This window comes from Pseudalkalibacillus sp. JSM 102089 (genome assembly GCF_041366475.1).
GTDB lineage: Bacteria > Bacillota > Bacilli > Bacillales > Guptibacillaceae > Guptibacillus > Guptibacillus hwajinpoensis_B.
The window spans coordinates 854077-878868 of sequence record NZ_JBEWYW010000001.1 but is presented as its reverse complement, the minus strand read 5'-3'; the positions used below and the strand labels follow the sequence as shown (position 1 = coordinate 878868).

At 40.1% G+C, this 24792-nt stretch carries 24 protein-coding genes; 18 read left to right on the top strand and 6 right to left on the bottom strand.

Annotated features, from left to right (window positions below; translation table 11 throughout):
- Positions 1–67 precede the first annotated feature (67 nt).
- The 9 genes from ABVF21_RS04375 (at position 68) to ABVF21_RS04335 (ending at position 5170) form a co-directional block, all read left to right on the top strand.
- The gene (locus ABVF21_RS04375; RefSeq protein ID WP_303536187.1) at positions 68–322 is read left to right on the top strand and encodes a hypothetical protein; all 255 of its coding nucleotides are present in this window, start codon (positions 68–70) and stop codon (positions 320–322) included.
- Between the two features lie 175 nt (positions 323–497).
- A complete protein-coding gene (locus ABVF21_RS04370) occupies positions 498–1358 on the top strand; it encodes a transporter substrate-binding domain-containing protein (RefSeq protein ID WP_303536190.1) in 861 nt (286 codons plus the stop codon).
- 16 nt (positions 1359–1374) lie between these two features.
- Complete coding sequence (locus tag ABVF21_RS04365) at positions 1375–2052, top strand: amino acid ABC transporter permease (RefSeq protein WP_303536193.1); 678 nt, start codon at positions 1375–1377, stop codon at positions 2050–2052.
- Positions 2053–2264: 212 nt separating this feature from the next.
- Complete coding sequence (locus tag ABVF21_RS04360) at positions 2265–2987, top strand: SurA N-terminal domain-containing protein (RefSeq protein ID WP_303536194.1); 723 nt, start codon at positions 2265–2267, stop codon at positions 2985–2987.
- A gap of 128 nt (positions 2988–3115) precedes the next feature.
- Entirely contained in the window at positions 3116–3751 is a 636-nt protein-coding gene (locus ABVF21_RS04355; RefSeq protein ID WP_303536195.1) for an HD domain-containing protein, read from the top strand.
- A gap of 19 nt (positions 3752–3770) precedes the next feature.
- Positions 3771–4229: a GNAT family N-acetyltransferase gene (locus tag ABVF21_RS04350; protein WP_371017550.1), complete on the top strand. Its 459-nt coding sequence runs from the start codon at positions 3771–3773 to the stop codon at positions 4227–4229.
- Between the two features lie 250 nt (positions 4230–4479).
- Positions 4480–4635: an aspartyl-phosphate phosphatase Spo0E family protein gene (locus ABVF21_RS04345; RefSeq protein ID WP_194221118.1), complete on the top strand. Its 156-nt coding sequence runs from the start codon at positions 4480–4482 to the stop codon at positions 4633–4635.
- Positions 4636–4687: 52 nt separating this feature from the next.
- On the top strand, positions 4688–4927 hold the full coding sequence (locus ABVF21_RS04340; protein ID WP_194221119.1) for a hypothetical protein: 240 nt from the start codon (positions 4688–4690) through the stop codon (positions 4925–4927).
- A gap of 102 nt (positions 4928–5029) precedes the next feature.
- Positions 5030–5170, top strand: a complete 141-nt coding sequence (locus tag ABVF21_RS04335; protein WP_194221120.1) for a hypothetical protein — start codon at positions 5030–5032, stop codon at positions 5168–5170.
- Between the two features lie 133 nt (positions 5171–5303).
- Here the strand turns inward: ABVF21_RS04335 and ABVF21_RS04330 are convergent, their stop codons facing one another.
- Together ABVF21_RS04330 and ABVF21_RS04325 are read right to left on the bottom strand one after the other, a co-directional pair.
- On the bottom strand, positions 5304–6062 hold the full coding sequence (locus ABVF21_RS04330) for a DUF3891 family protein (protein WP_303536199.1): 759 nt from the start codon (positions 6060–6062) through the stop codon (positions 5304–5306).
- Between the two features lie 223 nt (positions 6063–6285).
- Positions 6286–6732 carry a protease complex subunit PrcB family protein gene (locus ABVF21_RS04325; protein WP_303536461.1) on the bottom strand — a complete coding sequence of 149 codons (447 nt, stop codon included), beginning with the start codon at positions 6730–6732 and terminating at the stop codon, positions 6286–6288.
- A 171-nt stretch (positions 6733–6903) separates the two neighbouring features.
- Here ABVF21_RS04325 and ABVF21_RS04320 point away from each other — a divergent pair, with 171 nt between their 5' ends.
- The 5 genes from ABVF21_RS04320 (at position 6904) to ABVF21_RS04300 (ending at position 10867) form a co-directional block, all read left to right on the top strand.
- Positions 6904–7122 (top strand): hypothetical protein, encoded by a 219-nt coding sequence (locus ABVF21_RS04320; RefSeq protein WP_303536463.1) that lies wholly within the window; start codon positions 6904–6906, stop codon positions 7120–7122.
- A 225-nt stretch (positions 7123–7347) separates the two neighbouring features.
- Positions 7348–7869 (top strand): hypothetical protein, encoded by a 522-nt coding sequence (locus tag ABVF21_RS04315; protein WP_371017549.1) that lies wholly within the window; start codon positions 7348–7350, stop codon positions 7867–7869.
- 138 nt (positions 7870–8007) lie between these two features.
- Positions 8008–9408: a hypothetical protein gene (locus ABVF21_RS04310; RefSeq protein WP_371017548.1), complete on the top strand. Its 1401-nt coding sequence runs from the start codon at positions 8008–8010 to the stop codon at positions 9406–9408.
- A gap of 275 nt (positions 9409–9683) precedes the next feature.
- Positions 9684–10139, top strand: coding sequence for a pyridoxamine 5'-phosphate oxidase family protein (locus ABVF21_RS04305; protein WP_371017547.1), 456 nt, complete (start codon positions 9684–9686; stop codon positions 10137–10139).
- A gap of 101 nt (positions 10140–10240) precedes the next feature.
- The gene (locus ABVF21_RS04300) at positions 10241–10867 is read left to right on the top strand and encodes a TVP38/TMEM64 family protein (protein WP_194221126.1); all 627 of its coding nucleotides are present in this window, start codon (positions 10241–10243) and stop codon (positions 10865–10867) included.
- A gap of 461 nt (positions 10868–11328) precedes the next feature.
- On the opposite strand, the gene ABVF21_RS04295 is transcribed toward ABVF21_RS04300, so the two are convergent.
- From ABVF21_RS04295 to ABVF21_RS04280, 4 genes are all read right to left on the bottom strand, one after another.
- Positions 11329–11898, bottom strand: coding sequence for a manganese catalase family protein (locus ABVF21_RS04295; RefSeq protein WP_303534710.1), 570 nt, complete (start codon positions 11896–11898; stop codon positions 11329–11331).
- 20 nt (positions 11899–11918) lie between these two features.
- Entirely contained in the window at positions 11919–12182 is a 264-nt protein-coding gene (locus ABVF21_RS04290) for a spore coat protein CotJB (protein ID WP_371017546.1), read from the bottom strand.
- Positions 12183–12185: 3 nt separating this feature from the next.
- A complete protein-coding gene (locus tag ABVF21_RS04285) occupies positions 12186–12401 on the bottom strand; it encodes a spore coat associated protein CotJA (RefSeq protein WP_303534712.1) in 216 nt (71 codons plus the stop codon).
- Positions 12402–12513: 112 nt separating this feature from the next.
- Positions 12514–12708 carry a hypothetical protein gene (locus ABVF21_RS04280; RefSeq protein WP_194221130.1) on the bottom strand — a complete coding sequence of 65 codons (195 nt, stop codon included), beginning with the start codon at positions 12706–12708 and terminating at the stop codon, positions 12514–12516.
- 189 nt (positions 12709–12897) lie between these two features.
- Between ABVF21_RS04280 and addB the strand changes: the two genes are divergently transcribed.
- The 4 genes from addB (at position 12898) to ABVF21_RS04260 (ending at position 24707) form a co-directional block, all read left to right on the top strand.
- Positions 12898–16398 carry a helicase-exonuclease AddAB subunit AddB gene (addB, locus tag ABVF21_RS04275; RefSeq protein WP_371017545.1) on the top strand — a complete coding sequence of 1167 codons (3501 nt, stop codon included), beginning with the start codon at positions 12898–12900 and terminating at the stop codon, positions 16396–16398.
- Positions 16382–20104, top strand: coding sequence for a helicase-exonuclease AddAB subunit AddA (gene addA / locus ABVF21_RS04270; RefSeq protein WP_371017544.1), 3723 nt, complete (start codon positions 16382–16384; stop codon positions 20102–20104). The genes addB and addA overlap by 17 nt, the downstream gene beginning before the upstream one ends.
- 77 nt (positions 20105–20181) lie before the next feature.
- Positions 20182–21342, top strand: a complete 1161-nt coding sequence (locus tag ABVF21_RS04265) for an exonuclease SbcCD subunit D (protein WP_371017543.1) — start codon at positions 20182–20184, stop codon at positions 21340–21342.
- Positions 21343–21356: 14 nt separating this feature from the next.
- Positions 21357–24707 (top strand): AAA family ATPase, encoded by a 3351-nt coding sequence (locus ABVF21_RS04260; RefSeq protein ID WP_371017542.1) that lies wholly within the window; start codon positions 21357–21359, stop codon positions 24705–24707.
- The last annotated feature ends 85 nt before the right edge of the window (positions 24708–24792 follow it).

The following is a 24792-nucleotide window of genomic DNA, read 5'->3' as shown; positions in this document are numbered from 1 at the left end:
GGTGTTCATTCTGAGTCGTTCATGGTACGCTTAAATAGGATTAATGATTGTAAAGGGATGAGTATAAATGGATTTGCAGAGGTTACAAATTCTAACTGAAGTGGTGCGAGAGTACAAAACAGCTATTCACATGGACCAAAAAAAAGATGAAGTAGGTAGAGAAGTTCTCGATATTGTGATGAATTCTCAGGATCTCGTTTTATATGGACATGTAAAACGAGCCAAAGACGTTGACAAATTTCCTGGTGAAGCATTGAAGCATCTCGATCAGGCTACAAAATATCTTCATGAAAAAATAGATGAACAGTTGAAACACTCTTGAACCTAAGGGTGTTTTCTTTACGATTTAAATTGTTTTTATCGTAGCATAGTGATCAAAACATTGATTGAAAAATGGAAATAGTTTGTATACAAAAGAATGTGTTGTAATTGTTGCAATACACTGTCATATAGTGATATGTTTTTACTGTTTAATAGATTAAAGGAGAGTGAAATGAATGACTAATTTCGTTAAGCGACTGGCTCCTGTATTTCTAATGGGACTAGTTGTTTTTGTTATAAGTGCTTGTTCGAACGGTGGAAATGAGTCGAATGAAGCGTCTGAAAATAAACCAACTGCCTGGGAAGAGATTCAAGAAGAAGGAAAGATTACGGTAGCTACGTCTGGGACGCTCTATCCAACTTCTTATTATGAAGAAGGTTCTGATGAAGTGACGGGGTACGAAGTTGAAGTTGTAAAAGAGATGGCAAAACGCCTTGATCTTGAAGTTGAATTTGAAGAAATGGGCTTTGATGGCATGTTAACAAGTATCAATTCAGGTAAAGTAGATCTTGCTGCAAACGACATTACATCAACGGAAGAGCGAGAGGAAAAATTCGCTTTTTCTGAACCAGTTAAATACTCTTACGGAACAGCGATCGTAAGAAAAGATGATTTATCTGGAATTGATTCACTAGATGATCTTGAAGGGAAGAAAGCCGCTGGTGCTTCAACAACCGTTTATATGAAGGTAGCTCGTGAGAACGGTGCTGAGGAAGTAACTTACGATAATGCGACAAACGAACAGTATTTACGTGATGTATCAACAGGGAGAACGGATATTATCCTGAATGATTATTACTTACAGAAGCTCGCTCTTGCTGCATTTCCGAATTTAAATATTACAATCCATCCAGACATCGAATACTACCCGAATGACCAGTCGATCGTTATGAAAAAAGATAGTGGAGAACTGGAAACAAAAGTGAATGAAACCATTAAAGAGATGAAAGAAGATGGCACGTTGAAAGAGCTTTCAGAGAAGTTCTTTGATGGAGCTAACGTATCAGTTAAACCTGATATTGATTTTGAAGAATAAGTGGGAGTTGTAACAAGTGGGGGAAATACATTGGGAATATTTATTTGATGCAGGCCTAGCGTTAAAGTCATTTCCCTATGTAATTCAAGGACTTGGATTAACGTTATTGATCGCATTTGTTGGAATGATTATCGGACTGGTGATGGGCTTATTTCTTGCTCTTGGAAGAATGTCGCAATGGAAAGCCCTCAGGTGGCCAGCTCGACTTTATATTTCGTTTATGAGGGGTACACCGATCCTTGTTTTTCTTTATATTCTTTATTTCGGGTTACCTGTCGTTGGCATCGAGTTTTCAGCTTTAACATCAGCATTGATTGGTTTTAGCTTAAATAGCGCCGCATATATTGCTGAAATACAGCGATCTGCGCTGTCATCTGTTGAAAAGGGGCAGTGGGAGGCTTCGACAGCACTCGGTATGCCTTATTGGACAACAATGAGGGAAGTCGTATTGCCGCAGGCAACGCGAATAGCGATACCGCCATTATCGAATGTGATGCTTGATCTAATCAAGGCATCATCTTTAGCGGCGGTCATTACAGTTCCAGAATTACTCCATCATGCGAAAATAGTTGGAGGCCGAGAGTTCGACTTTATGACGATGTACATATTAGTTGCGCTAATTTATTGGGCTGTTTGTGTATGTGTGTCTTTCATACAAGAGCGATTAGAAAAACGATATCATTATTTACACTAACCCTAGATGATTTTCTAGGGTTTTTTTGTCTTTTTTTACTAAACGGTATCTTAGCTGTTATCGTTGATTATTCGAACTGTGGCTTTACTATAGTCAGTCTTGAAAAAACAAAAATATCCCATATTTATTATGAAGTATTTTCAAGAATGTTATAATAAGTTTTATAATCAACATAGACGTTTCGTCATATTTGAAGGGAGTTCATCAACTGCATGAAAAAATATCTTGGCTTATTAATGCTTATTGGAGTTCTTTTGCTCGCTGCTTGTAACAATAATAGTGAAGCGAACAAAGAAGAAAAGCCTTCAGAAGAATCAGCAACAATGGATCAAACACAGGAAGAACTAGAAGCGATGAAGGTGAAAGAAGATAAGGTTGTTGCTACTGTAAATGGAGAGGACATTAAGGGAAAAGATTATAATTCGATGCTAGTTCAAACTCAGCTGCGCTATACGATGAGCGGTGAAGATCCATCGGATACGGAAGTGGCGAAGTCAATTGAAGAAGAAGTTATGGATAATTTAATCGGACAGGAACTTCTGCTCCAGAAAGCAAAGGAAGAAGGTTTCTCTGCATCAGATAAAGAAGTTGAAACGGAACTTGAGCAAATAAAAGCTCAATTTGATGGCGAAGATGAGCTGAAGAAATCGCTAGAAGGTCAAGGCATGACGCTTGCTCAGCTTGAAAGTCAGTATTCTGATATTGTCGTTGTAGATAAGTTCGTTAAAGAGAAAATTGAAACACCCGAAGTAACCGAAGAAGAGATGAAATCATTTTATGATGATCAGTTCTCACAAGATGCTGAGAATCCACCATCTTATGAAGAAATGAAAGATCGTATAAAAGACTATTTGGTCGAAACCAAAACGCAAGAGAAGGTTCAGCAAATGAAAGAAGATTTACTAAAGAAAGCCGAAGTCGAAGAGAAGTTATAGGTCAGCATATAGCTGGCCTTTTTTTGTGAGGGTTAAGTTATGGCTACTATTATATATTTCTCGATTTATAAGCGATAGGAAATTTCGAGTAGGCATCATTCAATTATTAAATAAGGAGACATATTAGCATGGATACTATTTTGAGTGAACTTAGAACGTACATTAGACGAAAATTAGAAAGAGAAGGTAGCGGTCACGACTGGCATCATATTGATCGGGTTGTGAAACAAGCAAAAAGAATAGCAGATGAAGAGAAGGCTGACACGTTTATTTGTGAAGTAGCAGCACTCGTTCATGATTTAGCAGATGATAAAGTAGCTTCCTCAGAACAGGAGGGAATTAGAGAGGTAGAAGCGTTGCTATATCAATTAAAGGCTGCGGATCGAGAACACGTCATGGAAATTATTACGACTATTTCTTATAAAGGAGGGAATCGCCCACCAGTCAAGAGTCTCGAAGCACAAGTTGTGCAAGATGCCGATAGGTTAGATGCGATTGGGGCGATTGGCATCGCACGAACGTTTGTGTACGCCGGCTCAAAAGGAGAGTTGATTTATGATTCCTCCATCGAACCAAGAACAAATATGACAATGGATGCCTATCGAAATGAACAGTCTACCGCTATTAATCATTTTTATGAAAAACTTCTGAAATTAAAAGATCTTATGAATACCGAGACGGGAAAAAGTCTTGCAGAAGAACGGCATGAATTCATACAATCATTTTTATCACAGTTTCATGGAGAGTGGGAAGGGAATCGATAAAGCTATGAGAATTCACCCTATGACCTTAGAAAAGGCACACGAAATTCAAACGTGGACATATGACGAACCTTATTCTTTGTATAGTTTTACAGGGGATCAAGAAGAATTATTAGAGTTTATGAATGGGGCCTATTTTTGTGTGATAGATGACAAAAGAAATTTGATTGGTTACTTTTGCTATGGAGAATCGGCTCAGGTACCAGCTGGGCACCAAGTTGACGCCTACGAGGAGAACTTTATCGATCTTGGTTTGGGACTACATCCAAATAAGGTGGGGAAAGGAACGGGGTTAGCATTTTTGAAGGTAGGACTTGCTTATGCAATTGAAATCTATGGGTTCTTAAATGTCAGACTGACCGTAGCATCGTTTAATAGGCGGGCGATCAAGGTGTATGAGAGAGCGGGATTCACTTATGAAAAATCATTTACGAACGGCTCGACGAATTTTAATATTATGATAAAAAAGAAATGGGAATAGCACTCATCTATAAATACAAACTGTGGATTAAACAACTGAAAAAGGGGAATAAGAGAACTATATAAATATCTTTACAGGAGGATAGTTTCATACAGAGAGCTATTTCTTTACACAATTAATCGAGTTTAGCAAAAGATTTTGTCTTATTCCTACTAATTCTGACATAGCATAGGAAGTTTGGTCGAATACGTTTTGATTCCTTCTAGAAATGGGCATAATGGTAATGTATTGGCATGAGGAGGAATGAGACATGTATGATGCAATTGAAAAAAAACGCAAAGAAATGTTTGAAGTTGCGGGACGATATGGATTTGCATCAGAGAGAACCATTCGCTGTAGTCAGGAGCTTGACCGATTATTAAATGCCCTAATGCAAATGAACCATCAAAATGAGGAAGTTTTGTGAAACTAACATCTGATATTTTCTTCCTGTGTGGTAAAGTAAAGGAGGAAACCTTATGAAGTTCGATCTCAAATCAATTCTCACAAAAGAGTTGTTTGATTGGATAGAAGATCATCCTAAGAGGAACCAATTAATTGAATCAATTCAGGGAGAGATCTTTCAATCAGTGGTTCATTTCCGCGAATGGAACGACTCCAATTATAATGGGAACGAAGATTGGCTACTGTTTGCACTGCGTAATGAAGAAACGTGGCGAAACGAAGTAGACCCACTTGACCAGTGTGAAAGCCGTTAAATAAACGGCTTTTTTGTTGTGATTAAACCTTTACTTTAAATAAGTAAGCGCTTACAATAATAGAAAGAATAGTTAGAATAATCGAATAAGGGTGTGTTGAGAATGAGAAGCGAGACGAGTTATCGAATGCTTGCCTTTGAAAAATTCAACGCTGAAAAGAATTGGTCAGAAAACAATCGCCTTTTTAATTATTCCATTGCCGGTCTGGGAACTATTTTCTATTTCGTAACGTTATTTTTTTAACGCCTTTTTTAAGAGAGAGGACTTTGCATACCCACACAGGAACTTCCTAAATGATAGGGAAGTTCCTATTTAAATTGACGTGATGAATCAGCCTTTCGTTCATACGCAAATATCTTACTGTCTATTGTCAGCATTAGCTACTAAAGTGAAATCTACGATATTCAACTGGAGTAGATTGATATGCTTTTGAAATTCCTTCAGTCCCGATCAGTTCTTTTGGAACACGCTTAAGCTGCACCTGAAAGACGTTGTCTTCATGAAATAGAGGATGAGATATTTGTATCGTATCAGTAGATTTCCAACTTGTTCGTATTAAATCCTGTTCCTCCAGAAAATAAAAGGATTGAGGGAATCCATTCCGATACCAGGAGAGCTCTTCCTCTTTTTGGACACCCGGTTCTTGAAAACAAGCATAGAGCGAGAGGTCGTCACAAAATTGAAGAAGTTGATAATGAAATGTTAGAAGATCATCAGGAATATCAATTAATTCCTTGAGCTGATCTTGTCTATTCTCTTCTTCTGCGTAAAAACGAATCGCATGCTCGGACTCGGCACCATTAAAGAAAGAGCGGTAGTGTTTGCTACAAAGAAAAGCTCCGTAAGTTGTTTTTTCACTCACTTCCTCGATCCCTTTCTTATAGAATTGTAGCTTAGTAGCTAGAGGGAAGTCTAAGAAGGAGTAGGGTGCTTCGCGGCGATCATTCCAAAAAGGAACTTCATCAAGTGGAATCCATCCACGATCATGATGTTTTATCGCGTATAAAACATCTTCCTGATAAAGGTTCTCTGGCCAAAAAGATTTCCGCAACGCTTCTGCAAACTGCCCTGAAAGCAAGGCGTGATCATGCTGTGTAATCATGACAAAACAATCATTATCCTCATAAACAATCATATCCTCAGTCCTTTCAATAAAAGCGTAATTCCCCCGTTAATGGCCGACAAGCACTGGAGTCTCTCAAATGAACACGCTATTTGTGTTCAGCATGAGAGATGAAGTGATCGAGGGCATGGGGGAATGGAGCTGGATAAATAAAAGCGTATTCCCCCCGTTAATGGCTCATAATGAATGTTGTAAGCGTTACAATTTTGTGTGTAACAAAAAAGCGAATCCTTATTTAGGAACGCTTTTTTTGAATTTCTTTAAAGTTAACACGAGTATTCGTCATATCGATTTTTGAGATCACAATTGGCTTTGTAATGGCTTGTGTAACCATATCATCCTTTTTCGGATCAGTATAGAAATACGAGACAACAATCTCGTTGCCTTCTTTAATGATACTGTCGATTGAAACTGAATAACCACCTGTTGGCATCTCACCGCGAGTAATAATAATATAGAGATCGTCATTTGATGGAATCGTAAAAGTGGATTTTTCTAACCATTTTTGTTGAACGGTTGTCTGAACATCTTTAGGAGCATTCTGCATTTCGACTGTTTCAAAAGCGATTTTTTCCTGCATTTGTTCTCCTCCGTTCGATTCGTTAGAGGTTTGAGATGAATTATTACCGCACCCCGCCAAGATAACGAACATCATTGAAATAACTAGTAATAATGAACGCAATGTCTTACTCCTTCCTCTATATAGAGTCTTTCATTTTGAGTAACGCTGAAACTATCTTAAGTTTAGCGAATTTCATTACGCTTGGAAAGAGTAGGGTGTGAAAACGATTATAATTTCTTATAATAGGGTAATAAAAATGTGAGACGTTGACGTAGTGAAAGGAGACAAATCATGCAGAATGAAATTTTAAGCTTTTTAAAAAATGTTGAAGAACCAGTGAGTACGAGAGAAATAATGGAGTACTTATCACGAAAAGGATACAATCCGGATGAAGAAGAACTCGTTCGCATCATTAAACAAATGCCACAGGGGGCGGTTCAACAGGAATATGATGCATCCGTTGTTGATCCTTCGCCATCGGTTGTGTACAAAGCAGGACCTAATGCATAAATCATTATTTGCGGAATTGATCCACTAAATACAAACCAGCAATCAGTAAGAAAACAATTCCAGTTCCATAAAGTACATCTATAATTAAATCCATGTGATGACATCCTTTCTCTGGATCCTCATTTTAGTGTATCAAAACTTCTTATTCATTAAAGTTTTTTTGTTATATTCGGATAAGGAAATGATATACTAGGTGCATTGAGATAAGCGTGGAAGGATGTCGTTATGAAGAAATGGAAGTTAGATAGTTCTAAGCTAATTATATTGTTTTTTATTGTTTTTATTATTGTAGGCGCTGTCAATGTACTGTTTAGTGATCGTAAAATGAATACTAGTGAATACTTGCTTAGTGAAAATCAAAGAGATGTTGTATCAAGGTCAGAGACGCAGCCGAAAATGCCCATTGGCGCTCTTGTGAATAGTAAGCTAGCAGAAGATCGCACAATTACCCTTACTGCCAAGATAAAGTATGAAGGGGACGAGAATACTCAGGTTGAGGTAGTAAAAGACGGGCTATTGGATTACCAAATTACTGAACAAAATACAGACGAAGTTGTTATTCCATATACCTCTTTAGTACCTTCAGTCGAAAAGAAGGTGTCTAATGATGAAATTATCGAAGGGGATTCACTTGCTACAGAACCTCTAGATCCAGGTGCATATCAAATTGAAGTTAAAGTACCTATTGTGATGAATAATAAAGAAGAGAGTTTCTTGTTTCGAATTCCAGTTGAAATTGCTCCATGAGAAAAAAACCAAAAACTTCCTTAGAGGAAGTTTTTTTGGTTTATTCTTTAAAAAGGATGCTGAGATAGGACTGTTGTTTAAATCATAAGTTCAAAACTGATAGAATAGAGGTATGACGATCAGAAGTGAGGGAGCTATGTGAGGAAATTAAATTTATATAAAATTATTGGAATTTTCTTATCTTTTGTCCTGTTCCTTGTTATTTTCAATCAGATTAAGAATGGGGAGCCTAACTTTAAAGTGGATGAGTCTCTTTTTGAAGTATACGAATCTACTAGTAGTTGGGAAGAAGCAATGGAAAACAGTGTTCCGCAGACTCGACTAGCAAGAGAGTTAGGAGCGTTGGGTGGTGATGAGCGCCGTATCCCCCTTCTTTCAGCGGAGAGAGATTTAATTATTCATGATGCAATGGTTCTAAATTATGGAGCCGTTTATCTTACTTATTCGTTTTCGTTGAAGGAAAGTGATCAACCATATAATTTACCAAGATTACATATCGGGTCAGTTAGCTTTACAGGAATAGAAGAATCAAACGAATCATATTTAGTTAGCCAGCAGAACATTGCTATCGAGCAAAATGGCAAGCCGCATGTTGTGAATCACCGTATCTACCAGGCCGATATTTTAATGCTTAATCATGAGGCCGGTGGGACTATAAATGAGTTGAATCGTTTTTCATCGGCAGATTCTGTTCTTATTCAAGATGCGTATGTACAAGGAAATGATGAGAAGGTGAACTTGGAAAATCAGGAGCTGTCTTTAGAAAGTGATTATGCTGGAAATGTATATGCTGAAACAGATTTGAACAAAAGCGTAAAAATTAAAGATGGAGAGCTTACATTTTCTCATTTTGAAGCAGGTCTTAACATGAATAAGCTCTATATTAAAGGTAAGTACGATCCGCAAATTAAGTTTGTAATCACCAATACAAGCGGAGAAAACCCGTATTCCATTGAGTATGATGTAAGGGAAGACAAGGATGGAAGTTATCTTCCTTTAGAACCTTTTCAGGCAATACAGAAACGGTTCTCATATCGATTAAATGAAGTGATTTTTAATAAAGACGGATCCATCAGTAAAACAATCGCACAATCTGACCTGGAAGCGATGGAAAAGGGAGAAAAGGTAACCATTGGAGAGTACAGCGGAATCTCTTATACTGTTCATTTAAAAGATGATGGTCAGCAACTTGTAATTTCATTTGATTCTGAAGATGAAATAAGTTCGCAATTTTTTAATCAATTTTATATTGAAAGCCGAAAGACTTATGAAGAGCGATTTGATGTTGCATCAGAAGAGGAACGACAGCTTATTGAATCCCGCAAGCCTATTCTTTTGGAATTAAAAGATGATAAGAAGAGTTCTATTCTTATTTATCAAACAAGACCTATCGGGGAGCCGAACAGTATACAGGTTGATCTTGATCATGAGCATTTCACATCAGGTCTCCCAGTTTCTATGACGCTATCAAATTTACCGGAATTCCAGTCGATTAACCTTGATATAAGTGGTTTACTTAAAATGAATGAAAAAAAATAATTTATTTTTAAATTTGTAGTTTGGTTTTTTGACATTCGGGAATATTCTTTATCAAACCCCCTAAGTAGTTTGAAAGTGATTTTCCCCCTGTTAGCCGTGCTCACGTGAGTACGGCTTTTTTTTATATGTTAGCTTATATTAATCATCAATAAGGTTCTATAGTCTTCCTTATACAATAAATTCGGTTTGAAATAGTGAAGCGTTTCCATTAAGAGGGATTCGTGGTAATCTTTTAGGAAAGCAATAGATTAAAGAAATTGAAAGGATGAGGCATTTTGGCTAAGAAGGGGATTATGACAGAGCTAACAGAAGATCTTGTAGCCTTTTTAGAAGGAGAAAAGCTTGTAATGCTTGGAACGATTGATCATGAAAGCCACACACCCAATGTATCAGCGATATCATGGGTGAAAAGCTTAGATAAAAATAATATTCGCTTTTCTGTGACTTCTAACTCAAGAACAATTCAAAATGTCAACCAGCATTCTAATGTTGTCTTTACAATAATCGGATTGGAAACGGTATATTCCATTCACGGAAAAGCTTCTATCCTAGAGGAAGCGATGCAAGGAGTGTCACTGAAGCTTGCTAAGATTAATGTGGAAGTTACCCAAGTCGTAGAAAGCATGTTCTGGGGTGCGAAAATAACGGCAGAACCACAATATGAAAAAACATATAACCAAAAGAAAGCGGAAGCTCTTGATGAAGAAGTGTACGCAGCGTTGTTAAATTAGACGAGACTTTCTTATCATAATTTTTTGTGATTTAATATAGGAAATAAGCATTATGTGCTTTCGCAGTGACGTATGCATCAGGAAACGAGGTTGATTCCCATATGGAATGGGAAATGATTAAAGACTTTTTGAATGAAGAAACAATCAGAGAGTGGCTAGGTCAGTACCGTGCACTTGGTCCTTTGCCTGGAATTTTGCTACCAATGCTTGAGGCTGTGATTCCCATCTTACCCCTTTTTCTTTTTGTAGCAGGAAACGCAGCTGCTTATGGATTCTGGTATGGCTCTTTGCTTTCATGGCTTGGTGCATCTCTTGGCGCTTTGATCGTTTTTATAGTGGTCAGAAAGCTTGCTAGACAGCGCTTCATGCGAGTGATTACAAAACATGCTAAAATCGAAAAAACACTTCGCTGGATCGAGCGGCATGGATTTGGGATGGTATTTCTTCTACTTTGTTTTCCATTTACGCCATCAGCTTTAATCAATGTCGTTGCAGGTCTTTCAAATATGAGCATTAGGAGCTTTGTACTCGCCGTTTTACTAGGGAAAATGGTGATGATATCGATCGTGTCTTTTATTGGACATGATGTCTTTGCCCTGATTCATCGTCCTTTGGAGATGGTGCTGATTCTCGCTGCCATAGTTGTATTATGGGGAGCGGGAAAACTAATTGAAATCAAATTGAATCAACGCCCTAGAAAACATCGTACTGAAGATCATGTGAGATGAAGGAAAAGCCATGCCCGAAAGGGGATGGCTTTTGCGCGTTATTGTTTATTTGGTTTTAAGTTTTTAGTGCCTGTGTAGGGTGAACGGCCACTTCCGCATTTCGTGTCTAGCTGCAGTGGCCAGGGCCTCGATCGCTTCACCCTATAAAATGAACACAAAGACGGTGTTCTTTTTACAGGGCTCCAGCGCTTGTCGCCCCTTAACGGCCACATCCGCATTTCGTGTCTAGCTACAGTGGGCAAATCCTCCGGTCGTTTCACCCAATCGATTGAGACAAAAAGCGTCTCATTCTCATGGGTTCCAACGCCCTGCGGATTTAACCGCCCACATCCGCATTTCGTGTCTAGCTACAGTGGGCAGACACTTAGTCACTTCACCCTATAACTTGAACACAAAGACCGTGTTCAATTTATAGGGTTCCAGTGCCTGCCGTGTCTAACCGCCCACTTCCGCATTTCGTTTTAAAATATCCTTTTCTTATCTTTTTCTTCTTTAAGTATTTCAACGGCTTCTCTGAAGCGTTGGGAGTGGATGATTTCTCGTTCTCTTAGGAAGGCGAGGGAGTCGTTTAGGTCAGGGTCGTCTGAGAGGTCGATGATCCATTGGTAGGTGGCTCTTGCTTTTTCTTCTGCGGCGATGTCTTCGTATAGATCGGCGATTGGGTCTCCTTTGGCAGCGATGTAGCTTGCTGTCCATGGGACGCCAGCGGCATTGGAGTAGTATAGGGCACTGTCATGATTAGCATAGTGGGCGCCGAGTCCAGCTTCTTTCATTTGATCTGCGGTTGCGTCTTTTGTGAGTTTGTAGATCATTGTAGCGATCATTTCGAGATGTGCAAATTCTTCTGTTCCGATATCGGTTAATAAACCGACAACCTTATCGGGTATAGTATACCGTTGATTCAAATAACGGAGGGCTGCTGCTAGTTCACCATCAGCACCGCCATATTGCTCAATCAAAAATTTGGCAAGCATCGGGTTACATGTACTGACTTTGACGGGATATTGTAATTTCTTTTCATATAGCCACATTGATTTTCACCCTTTCCAGACTAGACTTGCCATGGCCACGGTGCGTCGCCCCAATTCCATGGGTAGTTTGAATAGCTGTTGCCGTATTGTTGAAGGGGACCATATTCCTTTTCATAGCGTTTCTTAAGGTGCCTACTTCTTTTGGCATATTCATTGAATTGTTGAATGGCTTCGTAGTCATCCGGGTGTGTATCAAGGTAAAGAGTCAGTTCAACGAGAACGAAATCAGTGGCCTGCAGTTCCTCTAACAGCTCATAATAGGCTTTCGGTAGCTGTCTAGACATGTTTTACTCCCCCCGCTTTGAAGGATAAGGATAGGGATCATAGAAAGCTTTCCAGAGAGTACCTCGAGTGAGAGCTTCACGTGCAGAATATTGCTCTAGTCCTGGAGGCTGAAATCCCATATAAAGATTAGGAGGAGTGGAATAAGATTTCACTCGAATAGGGGGACAGGGATCAAATGGACTAACGTAAGGCTCGTAATACTTTTTGTGGGTATACATCGTTGACCTCCTTCTATACAAATCTCTACTCTTTAGTTGTATGAAATTATGGAAAAAACATGATCTCTAAATATAAGGAGCACCCCCTAAAGTGGGAGTGCTCCTCATCCTTTTACATTTTATTAACGGTATTGTTCCACGTAGCAAGCATATTCTTTAGGTCATGAAGATCTGATTTAAATGGATAGTTCGATGCAACACTTCTTTTTTGGCCTTCGTCGAGCTTTTCGTAGCTATGCACAAATTCGGTCATGTCTCTTGTGAGTCTATTTAGCTCCCATTTAAATGTTTCGAATTCTTTTTCCATTGTCAAAACTCCTTTGTAAATAAGTTCTTATATTTGATATACCCTGACGGATCATTCTAAAAACCATCGAGTATGATAATTTACAAATAATGTCGCATTGGATGCGAACGTATTTTCTTGTCTTGCTATCCAATTGAAGAAAAACATGAGATAATAGACTAAGAATTTACGGTGTAGGAGGTAGAATACATGGCGGTACAGTTTGTTATTGGTCGGTCTGGAAGTGGAAAAACAGAGCATTGCTTATCTGAAATGCAGCACGAATTGATCGATCGCCCGCTTGGTGAAGATATGATCTATCTTGTACCAGAGCAAATGACTTTTCAATCAGAATATGAACTAGTACATAATAGAGGATTAAAAGGAATGATTCGTGCTCAGGTTTTTAGTTTTACAAGACTGGCATGGAAAGTTCTTCAAGAAACGGGAGGGATGGCCCGCCCCCATTTAACGAGCGTAGGAACAAGTATGATGTTACGTCATATCATCGAAGAGAATAAACAGAAGCTAAGAATTTATCAGCGTTCTTCTGAAAAAACAGGGTATGTGGAACATTTGAATGACATGGTCACCGAGTTTAAGCGGTATTGTCTTGAACCGGAAGATATAAAACGTTTTGCGGATGATCTTTATGATGAAGATGAGCGAAGCTTACTTCGGGATAAGCTCTACGATCTTCATCTTGTTTATGATGCTTTTCAGAAGGAAATGCTAGGATTTTATCTTGATTCGGAAGACTATTTGGCATTGCTTGCTGAGAAAATCGAAGCGTCAAGCTACCTAGAGAATGCCTCTATCTGGATTGATGGTTTTCATAGTTTTACACCTCAAGAGCTTCTTGTGCTTCAGGCTTTAATAAAAAAAGGCACAAACCTTACATTTACTATCACAATGGATCCCGAGATGAATCCTTCAAGCATTCATGAACTGGATCTCTTTCATGAGCCAGCGAAAACATATCAAACACTTCAAGGACTAGCGCATGAAGAGGGGGCTGCTATTAAGGAGCCGCTAATTTTAGCTGATCAAAAGCGCTATAACAATAGTGAACTTGCGCATTTAGAAGCCAACTATGGTGAACGACCACCAGTTCTTTATAATGGAAGTCTTCAGCATATTCAAGTGCATCATGCGGTGAATATCCGTTCCGAAGTTGAAGCGGCAGCACGTGAAACGCTTAGATTAGTACGCGATGAAGGCTATCGATATAGAGATATTTCAGTCATGGTACGCAACATGGCTTCTTATTATGAACTTGTCGAAACGATCTATGCAGATCACGGTATTCCTATTTTTTCTGACCAAAAAAGAACGATGCTGCATCACCCGCTAATTGAATTAATAAGGTCCAGTCTAGATATTATTCAATATAACTGGCGCTATGAATCTGTATTTCGCTGTGTGAAAACAGAATTGCTTTTTCCAGACGATACAGAAGAAAGTGTCGAAACCATTCGCGAGCGCATGGATGAACTCGAAAATTATGTGATTGCTAAAGGCATTAAGGGCTATCGCTGGAAAACGGACGAGCGCTTTAAAGCGAATATCTACAGACAGCTTGAAGATGATGAAACGGTTACCTCAGATGACCTCGAAAAAATGGAAGATCGACTAAACGAAACGAAAGAATGGATTGTTACACCGCTCGAGAAGTTTGAAAGAAAAATGACGAAAGCAAAAACCGTTCGCGAGATGTGTGAAATTCTTTATTATCTTCTAGAGAATAGTCATGCTGCAGAAAAAATAGATCGGTTGAAGGTACAAGCAGAAGAAGCAGGTCAGCTTTCGAAAGCACGGGAGCATGATCAAGTTTGGGATGCTGTTATTGCACTGCTTGATGAAACGGTTGAATTGATTGGTGATCAAAAACTTTCAATAGAGCAATTTACGAAGCTTCTTGAAGCTGGGATGGAAAACATGAAGTTTGCCCTTGTACCTGCTTCACTAGATCAAGTTGTGATCGGTAGCATTGATCGAACGAGATTTACTGATGTGAAGTGTGGTTTTTTGCTAGGTGTCAATGAAGGAGTTTTACCATCAAGAATACAGGAAGATGGGCTTTTGAATGAACAGGATCGAGAAAAGCTAGAAGAACAGGGGATCCAGCTAGCACCCGGATTAAAGCGACGTCTTTTAGACGAAGAGTTTCTAATTTATCATTCTTTGTCAACGCCATCTGATGCCCTGTGGGTAAGTTGTCCTCTTGCGGATGAAGAAGGAAAGGGATTGCAACCATCTATTGTGATGAATCGATTGAAAGAGATGTTTCCTGAGCTTATCATTGGTTTGAAATTTGCTGAACCAGGTGAAGAATCGAAAGAAGAGCTATCGTTTATAACGAACCCGGCGAAGACGATTGGTAGATTAACAGGTCAGCTTCGTCAATGGCATCGCGGGTATCCGATTGATCCGATTTGGTGGGATGCCTATAATTGGTTCGTCACGGCGTCATCACAAGAGAATCGAGTACGATTGATTGAAAGTCTTTTTTATCGGAACAAAGCAGATCGTCTGACTGAAGATACGAGTAGAAAACTGTATGGTTCAAAGATTCAAACAAGTGTTTCTAGAATGGAAAGATATAAATCCTGTGCCTTTTCGCAATTTGCTTCTCATGGTTTACGGTTGAAAGAACGGTCAACATTTAAGCTAGAAGCACCAGATATCGGTCAGTTATTTCACGCGGCGCTTAACATGATGGCTGAAACAATTAAGCAGCGTCATTGGGATTGGGCAAAGCTTTCATCGAATCAATACTATGAACTATCAGGTCAAATCGTAGAGCAACTTGCACCGAAATTGCAAAATGAAATTCTATTAAGTTCCAATCGCTATCACTATATTATGAGAAAACTTTCTCAGGTAGTAGGTCGAGCCTCTTCCGTTCTCGGTCAACAAGCGAAGAAAAGTGGTTTTCAGCCAGCAGGGCTCGAATTAGGATTTGGCCCAAACCAGGAGTTGCCACCAATCGAGTTTACGCTTAAGAATGGGGTGAAAATCCAGCTGATCGGACGAGTGGACCGCGTTGATCAGGCGCTAAATGGAGAGGAACTTCTTCTCAGAATTATTGACTACAAATCAAGTGGAACTTCTCTTGATCTCTCAGAAGTTTACTTTGGCTTAGCGCTTCAGATGTTAACGTACCTGGATGTTGTGATTACAAACGCAAACATCTGGCTCGGTCGTGATGCAACGGCAGCCGGAATGCTTTATTTCCACGTTCATAATCCCATGTTGCAGGCATCAGCGCCAGGACAAGCTGAACTTCAACAGGAACTTTTCAAAAAGTTTAAGATGAAGGGTCTTTTGCTAGCTGACAAAGATGTCGTAAGCTTGATGGATCATGACATTGAGAAGAAAAAATCTGACATTATTCCAGCTGCTCTAAAGAAGGACGGTAGTTTTTATAAAAATTCTTCTGTTTTATCTTCCGATGATTTTCAGGCGCTCAGGTCATTCACACGGCAAACCATCCAAACGATTGGAACTGAAATATCAGACGGACGTATCGATATCGATCCTTACAAGATGAAGGATCGCATCCCATGCACATTCTGTTCCTATCGCTCATTTTGTCAATTTGATCAGGCGATGGAGGATAATGACTATCGACCGATTACTGTACAGGATGATGAAACAATACTGAGACGGATGAGAGAGGAGGCGAACGGAAATGACGATAATGAATAAACCCGAAGGCTCGAAATGGACAGACGAACAATGGGAAGCTATTGCTGCTCGTGATCAAGACGTTCTCGTAGCAGCTGCAGCTGGGTCGGGAAAAACGGCTGTTTTAGTTGAACGAATTATTAGGCGTCTTGCTGATGAGAATGATCCTGCTGAAGTTGATCGAATTCTTGTCGTAACATTTACAAATGCTGCAGCGGCTGAAATGAGACATCGAATCGGGGAGGCTCTTGAAGAAAAGTTAAAGGAAGACCCATCTTCCCTTTATTTAAGAAGACAGCTTTCGATGTTGAATCGCGCTTCTATTTCAACCCTTCATTCTTTTTGTATGGAAGTACTTCGACGCTATTATTACGAAATTGATCTTGACCCTGCCTTTAGAGTAGCAGATCAAACCGAAGCGGCATTGCTTCGTGAGGAAGCAATGGAAGAACTGTTCGAAGAGCATTATAGCCAGAAAGAGAACGAGGCTTTTTATGACCTTGTTGATCGCTACAGTAGTGATCGTAGTGATGTGGATCTTCAGCTTCTTGTAGAAAGACTCTATCATTTCTCTTCTAGTCATCCATGGCCAGAGCAATGGTTGCAAGATAGTGTCGCCGTATATGAAGAAGCGAGTGAAAAAGCGTTTGATGAATTAGTCTGGGTAGAGGAAATAAAAAAAGATGTCGTTCTTCAACTTGAAGGTATGCGTGAAATGCAGGAGAAGGCCATTTCTCTTTCTAATGCACCAGGCGGTCCAGAGCCATACCTTGAGATGTTAGAAATGGAACGTGAAATGACGGAAAGGCTTCTTACCGCTTCCGCTCAAACGTGGCAGGAGCTCAAAAATGAGTTCGAACAAATAACATTTGGTCGCTTAAAGCCTTGCAAAGGGGATCAATATGATTCTGAAATGATTGATACAGTAAAAGGCCTTCGTGATCGTGTCAAAAAGACCATCCAAAGCTTAAAAGAAGAGTTATTCCAACGAAACCCGGAGGAATATGTAGAAGACATCGTTCAGCTTGCTCCAGTACTAGGAACGTTATCTTCACTTGTAAATGAATTTAGACACAAGTATACGGAGCTAAAAAAAGAAAAAGGGCTTGTGGATTACAGTGACCTTGAACATTATTGTCTTTCTATTTTATTAGATGATCGTTCTACTCCCGAGAACCCGGTCCCATCGAGTGCCGCTCGTGAATATCAAACACAATTTGCCGAAGTACTGATCGATGAATACCAAGATACGAACTCTGTTCAGGAAACAATCCTAAATGCCATTAGCAGAACTTCTGACTCAGGAGGCAATCGCTTCATGGTAGGGGACGTGAAGCAAAGTATTTACCGTTTTAGACTAGCAGAACCAGGCTTGTTCCTCTCTAAGTATAAAACGTTTGGTCGATCGTCTGACGAGCCATCGAAACGAATTGATCTTGCGCGCAATTTCCGTAGTCGAGAAGAAGTGTTGAATAGTACGAATTTTATCTTCAAACAAATTATGGACGAACGTGTTGGAGAAATAGAGTACGATGAAGCAGCTGAGCTCATTCCTGGCGCAGAATACCCTAAGTCTGAAACGGTTGTTCCGGAAGTTCATATCATTGATAAGAGTGCCCAGAAAGAGGAAGACGAAGAAGAAACTGAAAAGGTTCAGCTTGAGGCTCGGCTTATTGCTTCTAATATTAAAGATATGATGGGGAAGAGTGAAAGCGAACGAGCAAAAGTATACGATCGGAAGGAAGATCGTATGAGACCAATCCAGTATAGGGATATGGTGATTTTAATGCGTGCAACAGCAAGCTGGGCACCTGTGATCATGGAAGAATTAAAGCAAGCTGGCATCCCATCTTATTCAGATCTTGCAACAGGATATTTTGAGGCAACAGAAGTCGCGATTATGATGAGTCTTCTTAATGTTATCGATAATCCATATCAGGATATTCCGCTTGCCTCCGTGCTTCGTTCACCCATTATCGGGTTAACAGAGGAAGAGCTTTCCCTTATTCGTATCAATGAGAAACATTCAAGTTATTATCTTGCCTTACGATCTTATTGTGAGACTGAGTCGAACAAGCTATCGGAGACATTATCGAAGTTCATCACAAACTTGAACAGGTGGCGAGAAGCGGCAAGGCAGTCTTCTTTAAGTGAGTTAATTTGGCAGCTTTATCGAGAAACGAACTACTATGAATTTGTTGGTGGAATGCCTGCCGGCTTGCAGCGACAGGCGAATTTACGAGCGCTGTATGATCGGGCAAGACAATACGAAGCGACTTCGTTTCGTGGCTTATTTCGTTTCCTGCGCTTTATTGACAGGATGAAAGAGCGTGGGAGTGATCTTGGCACTGCGCGTGCTCTTGGAGAACAAGAGGATGTTGTCCGAGTGATGACCATTCACAAAAGTAAAGGACTTGAATTTCCTGTCGTCTTTATTGCAGGAATTGCAAAGCAATTTAATATGAGAGATATGGCCAATCAAATGCTGATGCATAAAGAATTTGGTCTTGCCACCAAATTCATTGATCCAATTCAGCGTATTAGCTATCCGACATTGCCTTACTTTACACTGCAAAAGCGGATGAAGCTTGAGCTACTTGCTGAAGAAATGCGAGTTCTTTATGTTGCGTTAACGAGAGCGAAAGAAAAATTAATTTTAGTTGGTACGGTAAATGATTGGGAGAAAGAACGATTGTCGTGGGCAGGAGCAGCTGGAGATGAGTGGCTGCTATCGGATTACGAACGATCGAAAGGGAAGACCTATCTGAGCTGGATTGGACCCGCTATTATGAGACATAAAGATCTCGCTTCTATAACTGAAGGGATGGCGAATTTTTCAAAACATGATGAGGTATTTCAACATCCGGCACGGTGGTCACTCACTCTTCATAACGCTTCCTCCTTCGCTGAGATTGAAGCAGAAGATGTTCATAAACATCGAGAATATGAAATGCTACTACAGAAGAAAGAGCCTATCCCTGAAGTGAGCTCCTATAAAGATGAGGTGAACCACCGTCTTGATTGGACTTATCCTCATCAAGCAGCGTCTGAAACAAGGTCGAAACAGTCGGTCACAGAAGTGAAGCGCCAACGTGAGATCTTTCAAGATGAACGAAGTGATGACAAGCTAGTCAAAGGATTTAGCCAATCATTGAAAGAGCGACCTCGCTTTCTTCAAAGTAAGCAGTTAACGCCTGCTGAGCGAGGAACGGCAATGCACATTGTCATGCAGCATCTGGATTTGCAAAAGTGGCATGATCGTGATGACATAAACGAGTTAGTCGCCAAACTTGAGCAAAAGGAATTGTTAACGACTGAACAGGGAAGAGCCATTGATGTCGAGCAAATTCATCAATTAATGGATTCAGAGCTTGGCCAGAAAATGAGAAATGCAGCTGAAATATATAAAGAGGTTCCTTTCAGCCTAGGAGTAGATTCAAAGTGGATCTATCCTGAATTTGAAGGAGACCAAGAAACCGTGGTTCTCCAGGGTGTGATTGATTGTATACTTCGCGATCAAAACGGAGAATTGGTGCTTGTCGATTACAAAACAGACGTGATAGCGAATCGTTTTACTTCTGATGAACAAGCAATGGAAACAATGAAACGGCGCTATACAACACAGTTACATTTATATGAAAAAGCCATTAATGAGATCTGGAAGGTGCCTTGTAAGGAGAAAATATTATTTTTCTTTGACGGGGGTCGATCTCTCTTAATCGATTAACAAGTAGCCGGGCTTATGTCCGGCTGTCTTCTTTTCGATGGAGTTAGAATAGAAAACGAAATAAAGGAGTGATTAATATGAGGTTACTTCATACTGCAGACTGGCACCTGGGGAAAACATTAGAAGGAAGAAGCCGTCTACCAGAACAAAAGGAGTTTCTTGAAGAATTAATGGTGATTGCTGATGAAGAAAACGTAGACGCTATTTTAATGGCTGGAGACGTTTTTGATACTGTTAATCCGCCCGCTGCAGCTGAAACGCTTTTTTATGATGCAGCAGTAAAGTTAACTAGTCGTGGCGAACGCCCTCTAATCATCATTTCAGGTAACCATGATAATCCAGAGCGGTTGTCGGCATCACGTCCCCTTGCTCACACAAATGGTATAACGATTATTGGGTTTCCCACAATTGATCCGATAGAAGTAACGGTTCGAAATGGACAAAAGCTCTCTATCGCTGCACTTCCTTATCCATCGGAATCTAGACTGAATGAATGTTTAACAGCGAGTCAGGAAGAAGAGGCTCTTCAGCTAGCCTATGATGATCGGGTGAAAAAGTTATTTAGTGATTTGACAGAAGCAGGATCAGAGGAGGCCGTTCATATTGCTATGAGTCACATTTATGTAGCCGGAAGCAGAGAGAGTGATTCTGAACGACCGATACAAGTAGGAGGCGCTTATACGGTATCAGCGAATTCCCTCCCTGAACAGGCGCAGTATGTCGCGCTCGGGCACTTACACCGTCCTCAAACGATTACGAGAGCTTCAGCACTTGCACGCTATTCCGGCTCACCACTTGCTTACAGCTTCTCAGAAGCAAATCAATCCAAGTCAGTTACAATCGTTGATGTGGAGCCAGAGGGACTTGCTCATATAAATGAAATCCCTATACAATCAGGCAAGCCACTCGTTCGATGGATCGCTGATCAAGGAATCGACCAAGTATATACGTGGCTAGAAGAAGGAAAAGATGCGGATGCGTGGATTGATCTCGAAATCCATTTAAATGATACGCTATCTATAGAAGAAATTCATCGACTCCGCAGTCAGCATGATGGATTTATCCATATTAGACCTGTTTTTGCAAAAAAGGATCAGCAAAAAGAAGTGTCTAATGCAAATCTACCGATAGAAGAGCTTTTCAAACGATTCTATGAACGACAAACAGATGGAGCTGAACCAGAAGAAGATCTTGTCCAGCTTTTTCTAGAGCTAACACAGTCAGATGATGAGGAGTAAGGGGGACTGAAGACATGAGACCGATACACCTGTCCGTTTCAGGACTACATAGTTTTCGAGAGAAACAAGAAATTGATTTTGAATCACTTTGTCAGGGAGGAATCTTTGGGATATTTGGTCCTACTGGCAGTGGGAAATCTTCTTTGCTTGATGCGATGACTCTTGCCCTTTATGGGAAAGTTGAACGAGCAACGAATAATACTCAGGGCATTATGAACCATGCAGAAGACACGTTGTATGTTTCGTTTACATTCGCCCTAGGAAACGAATTGCGCTATCGGGTGGAGCGAAGTTATAAACGTTCTGGAGATGTTTCCATTCGTTCGGCCAATTCAAGATTAATAGAACTTGGTGAAGAAAATACGGTTTTAGCGGATAAAGACCGTGATGTTTCACAGCAGATTCAAGAAATTCTAGGGCTAACGATTGATGATTTCACTCGTGCTGTTGTATTGCCACAGGGGAAATTTGCAGAATTCCTTTCTTTAAAAGGCACTGAGAGAAGACAAATGTTACAACGTTTGTTCCAGCTTGAGAAATACGGTGATCAATTTAATCGTCGATTAAGAGCAAGAGTGGATGAGAAAAAGTACCAGCTGAACGAAATAACGGCTGAGCAAACGGGACTAGGTGAAGCTTCTAAAGAATCTCTTAAAGAGGCAAAGGAAGCTTTCCTTGAGGCTGAAAAAGCTGCTCAGAAAGCAAAGGACGATCTTATTGCAGCTGAGAAACAAAAAGAAAATGTAACAGAGATTTGGAACCTTCAAAACCAGCTTGATGAACTTCGCAGTAAGAAAAAGGCGATAGCTGAACAAAGAGCTGAAATCGAAACGCTTGAAATAAAGATCAATGAAGCAAATGCAGCGGGGCAAATAAAGCCTTATTTAGATGCTGTTGAAGCCACAGAAAAAGAAGTACAAGAAGCAAAGAATCGTTATGAAGAAACAAAGCGTCAACTAGAAGAAGCTACAAAGCTGTATCAAGCAAGAAAGAATGAGCATGAAAGCAAGCAACGAGATCGGCAAGAGCAGGAGCCTCTCCTATTAAAAAAATTGAACGAACTTGAGCGTGGGTTGGAGCTAGAAAAAGAAATATCTCAAGTGAAAACAAAGCGTGCTGGTGTGGAAAATCAATCAATCATGTTAGAAAAAGAGTCGAAGGTAAAAGCGGAAGAGACGAAAAAAGCACAAGAGGATTTAACGAAAGCGCGCACGCTTCAAGCCGATCTTAATAGAGATTTGACCACTCGGCAGGTCGCCCCTGAAGAACGTAAGCGAATTCTAAGAGCTCAGAGTTTGAAGCAGGAGTTCCAATCTCTACAAAAGCAGCTAGATGAAACGCGTGGTGAAGAAGAAAAACAAGTGAATGCTCAAAAGCAACTTCAGCCTCTTTATGATGATACGATGCAAAACTTGAAGGTGTTAAAGGAGAGCTATGCAGGTTATTATAACTTGGTTCTTTCAACATATCATGCCATATCCTCTCATAAGCTTACGCTTGAGAATCACATCCGTAACGTTCAGGATGAAATCGATCAAACGAGTCAAAGACTTGAACAAAATCGTACACATGTCATTGCTATACGTCTTGCAAGAGAACTAGAAGAAGGGCAGGCATGCCCCGTTTGTGGTGCGAAAGAACACGTTCAGCTTGCAGAAGGTAATGATAACACACCTGATTTGAAGGAAGATCTAAAGGAAAAAGAACAAAGGCGTGAACGGTTAAAAGATCAACTTCAACATGCTAAACAGCTCCAATATCAGCTAGAGCAAACGTCTGACCTGATGACAGATCAGGATGAGCAACTGGTTAAGGCGCTAGATATAAGCGATGTCGATCGAAACCTTACAGAAACGGCTGTTATTACAGAAATGAAATCGCTCGCTCAGGATGTTCGAGAAATGGAAGAAAAAGTTAAAAACGCTAGTAAGAGTCTTCAGGAGCAGCAGTCAAAAGCGACCGAATATGCTTATCGTCTAGAACAAGTTCAGAAAGATCTAGAAGTTAGAACAGAAAAGCGGATTAATTTAAGTAAAGAAACAGAAGAAATAACGAAAACCATTCAAGAGGAATTGTCTCTTTCTGTTCATGAGATTGAAGACGAAATGAAAAAAATTGAAGAGATGGATAAAGAAGCAACCATCATAAGAGATCGTCTCGAAAAAAGCGTTCCTTATATTGAGAAAAAAGAACAGCACCTTTTAGGGCTTCAAGAACAGGTGCAACAACATACTGTGCGTAGGGCTGAATTAACAAGCTCATTACAACAGCTTACAGAACAAATCAATAAGATGGTAGCTGATCACAATGGCATCGTGGGTAACACAACAGCAGAAGAAGGGTATAAAGCAACGAATGAGCAATTACATCTTCTTCGAAAACAAGAAAAAACGGCATATGAGCGATTGCAGCTAGCAGAGGAAAGTTATCAGCAAAATGAACGACGTTCCGCTGCCGATCAAAATTACAATGATGATGCTCAACTACGTTTAAAAAAATCACTTGAAACATATCAAGCAGTTGAAAAAGACTCTATTTTTGAGAACCGTATGCAGGTTAGAGATGCAGAAGTAGATAATGAACAGAAACAGAAATGGGAAGAGCAAGTACAAGCCTATCGAAAAGAACGAGATCAAACGGAGCATTCGATGGTGGAGCTTGAGAAGAAGCTTTCAGGGAGAGCCATCACTGAAGGAGAATATTATGAAACGATCGAGAGAGCAGAAAGTGCAAAAGCTAATCGAGAGGAAGCCTTATCACATTATGCGGCATGTCGACATCGTGTAGAAGATATAACAAAAAGGCATGAACGCTATAAAGAGCTTGAAGGGGACCGTCAGTCTTTGAGTGAAGAGCTTGAAAAGCTTAATAAGCTTCAAACCGTTTTCCGGGGAAATAGTTTTGTGGAATTTATTGCTTCTGAACAGCTAGAGCAAGTTAGTTTTGATGCGTCACAGAAGTTAGGCGATCTAACCTCTCAGCGATACGCCATTGAAGTAGACTCAGGAGGCGGATTTTTAATTCGGGACGATGCAAACGGAGGAGTAAAGCGACCAGTCTCAACATTATCAGGAGGAGAAACCTTCCTTACATCGCTTGCTCTTGCCCTTGCACTGTCAGGACAAATTCAATTGAGGGGTGCTCATCCGCTACAGTTTTTCTTCCTTGATGAAGGATTTGGTACCCTAGATGAATCACTTCTAGATACCGTTATTACAGCACTTGAAAAGCTACAGAATGAGAGCTTATCTGTCGGTGTCATTAGTCACGTGCCAGAGCTTCGCGCAAGGCTACCTCGGAAAGTCATTGTGACCCCATCAGAACCATCGGGGCGTGGAAGTCGTATTGAAATGGAGACACTCTAGACATAGGGAACATATCCAAATGGGTATGTTTTCTTTTTTTTCTTGAAAGATACTGTCAAAATACGAGAGTTTATGTAAAAATATG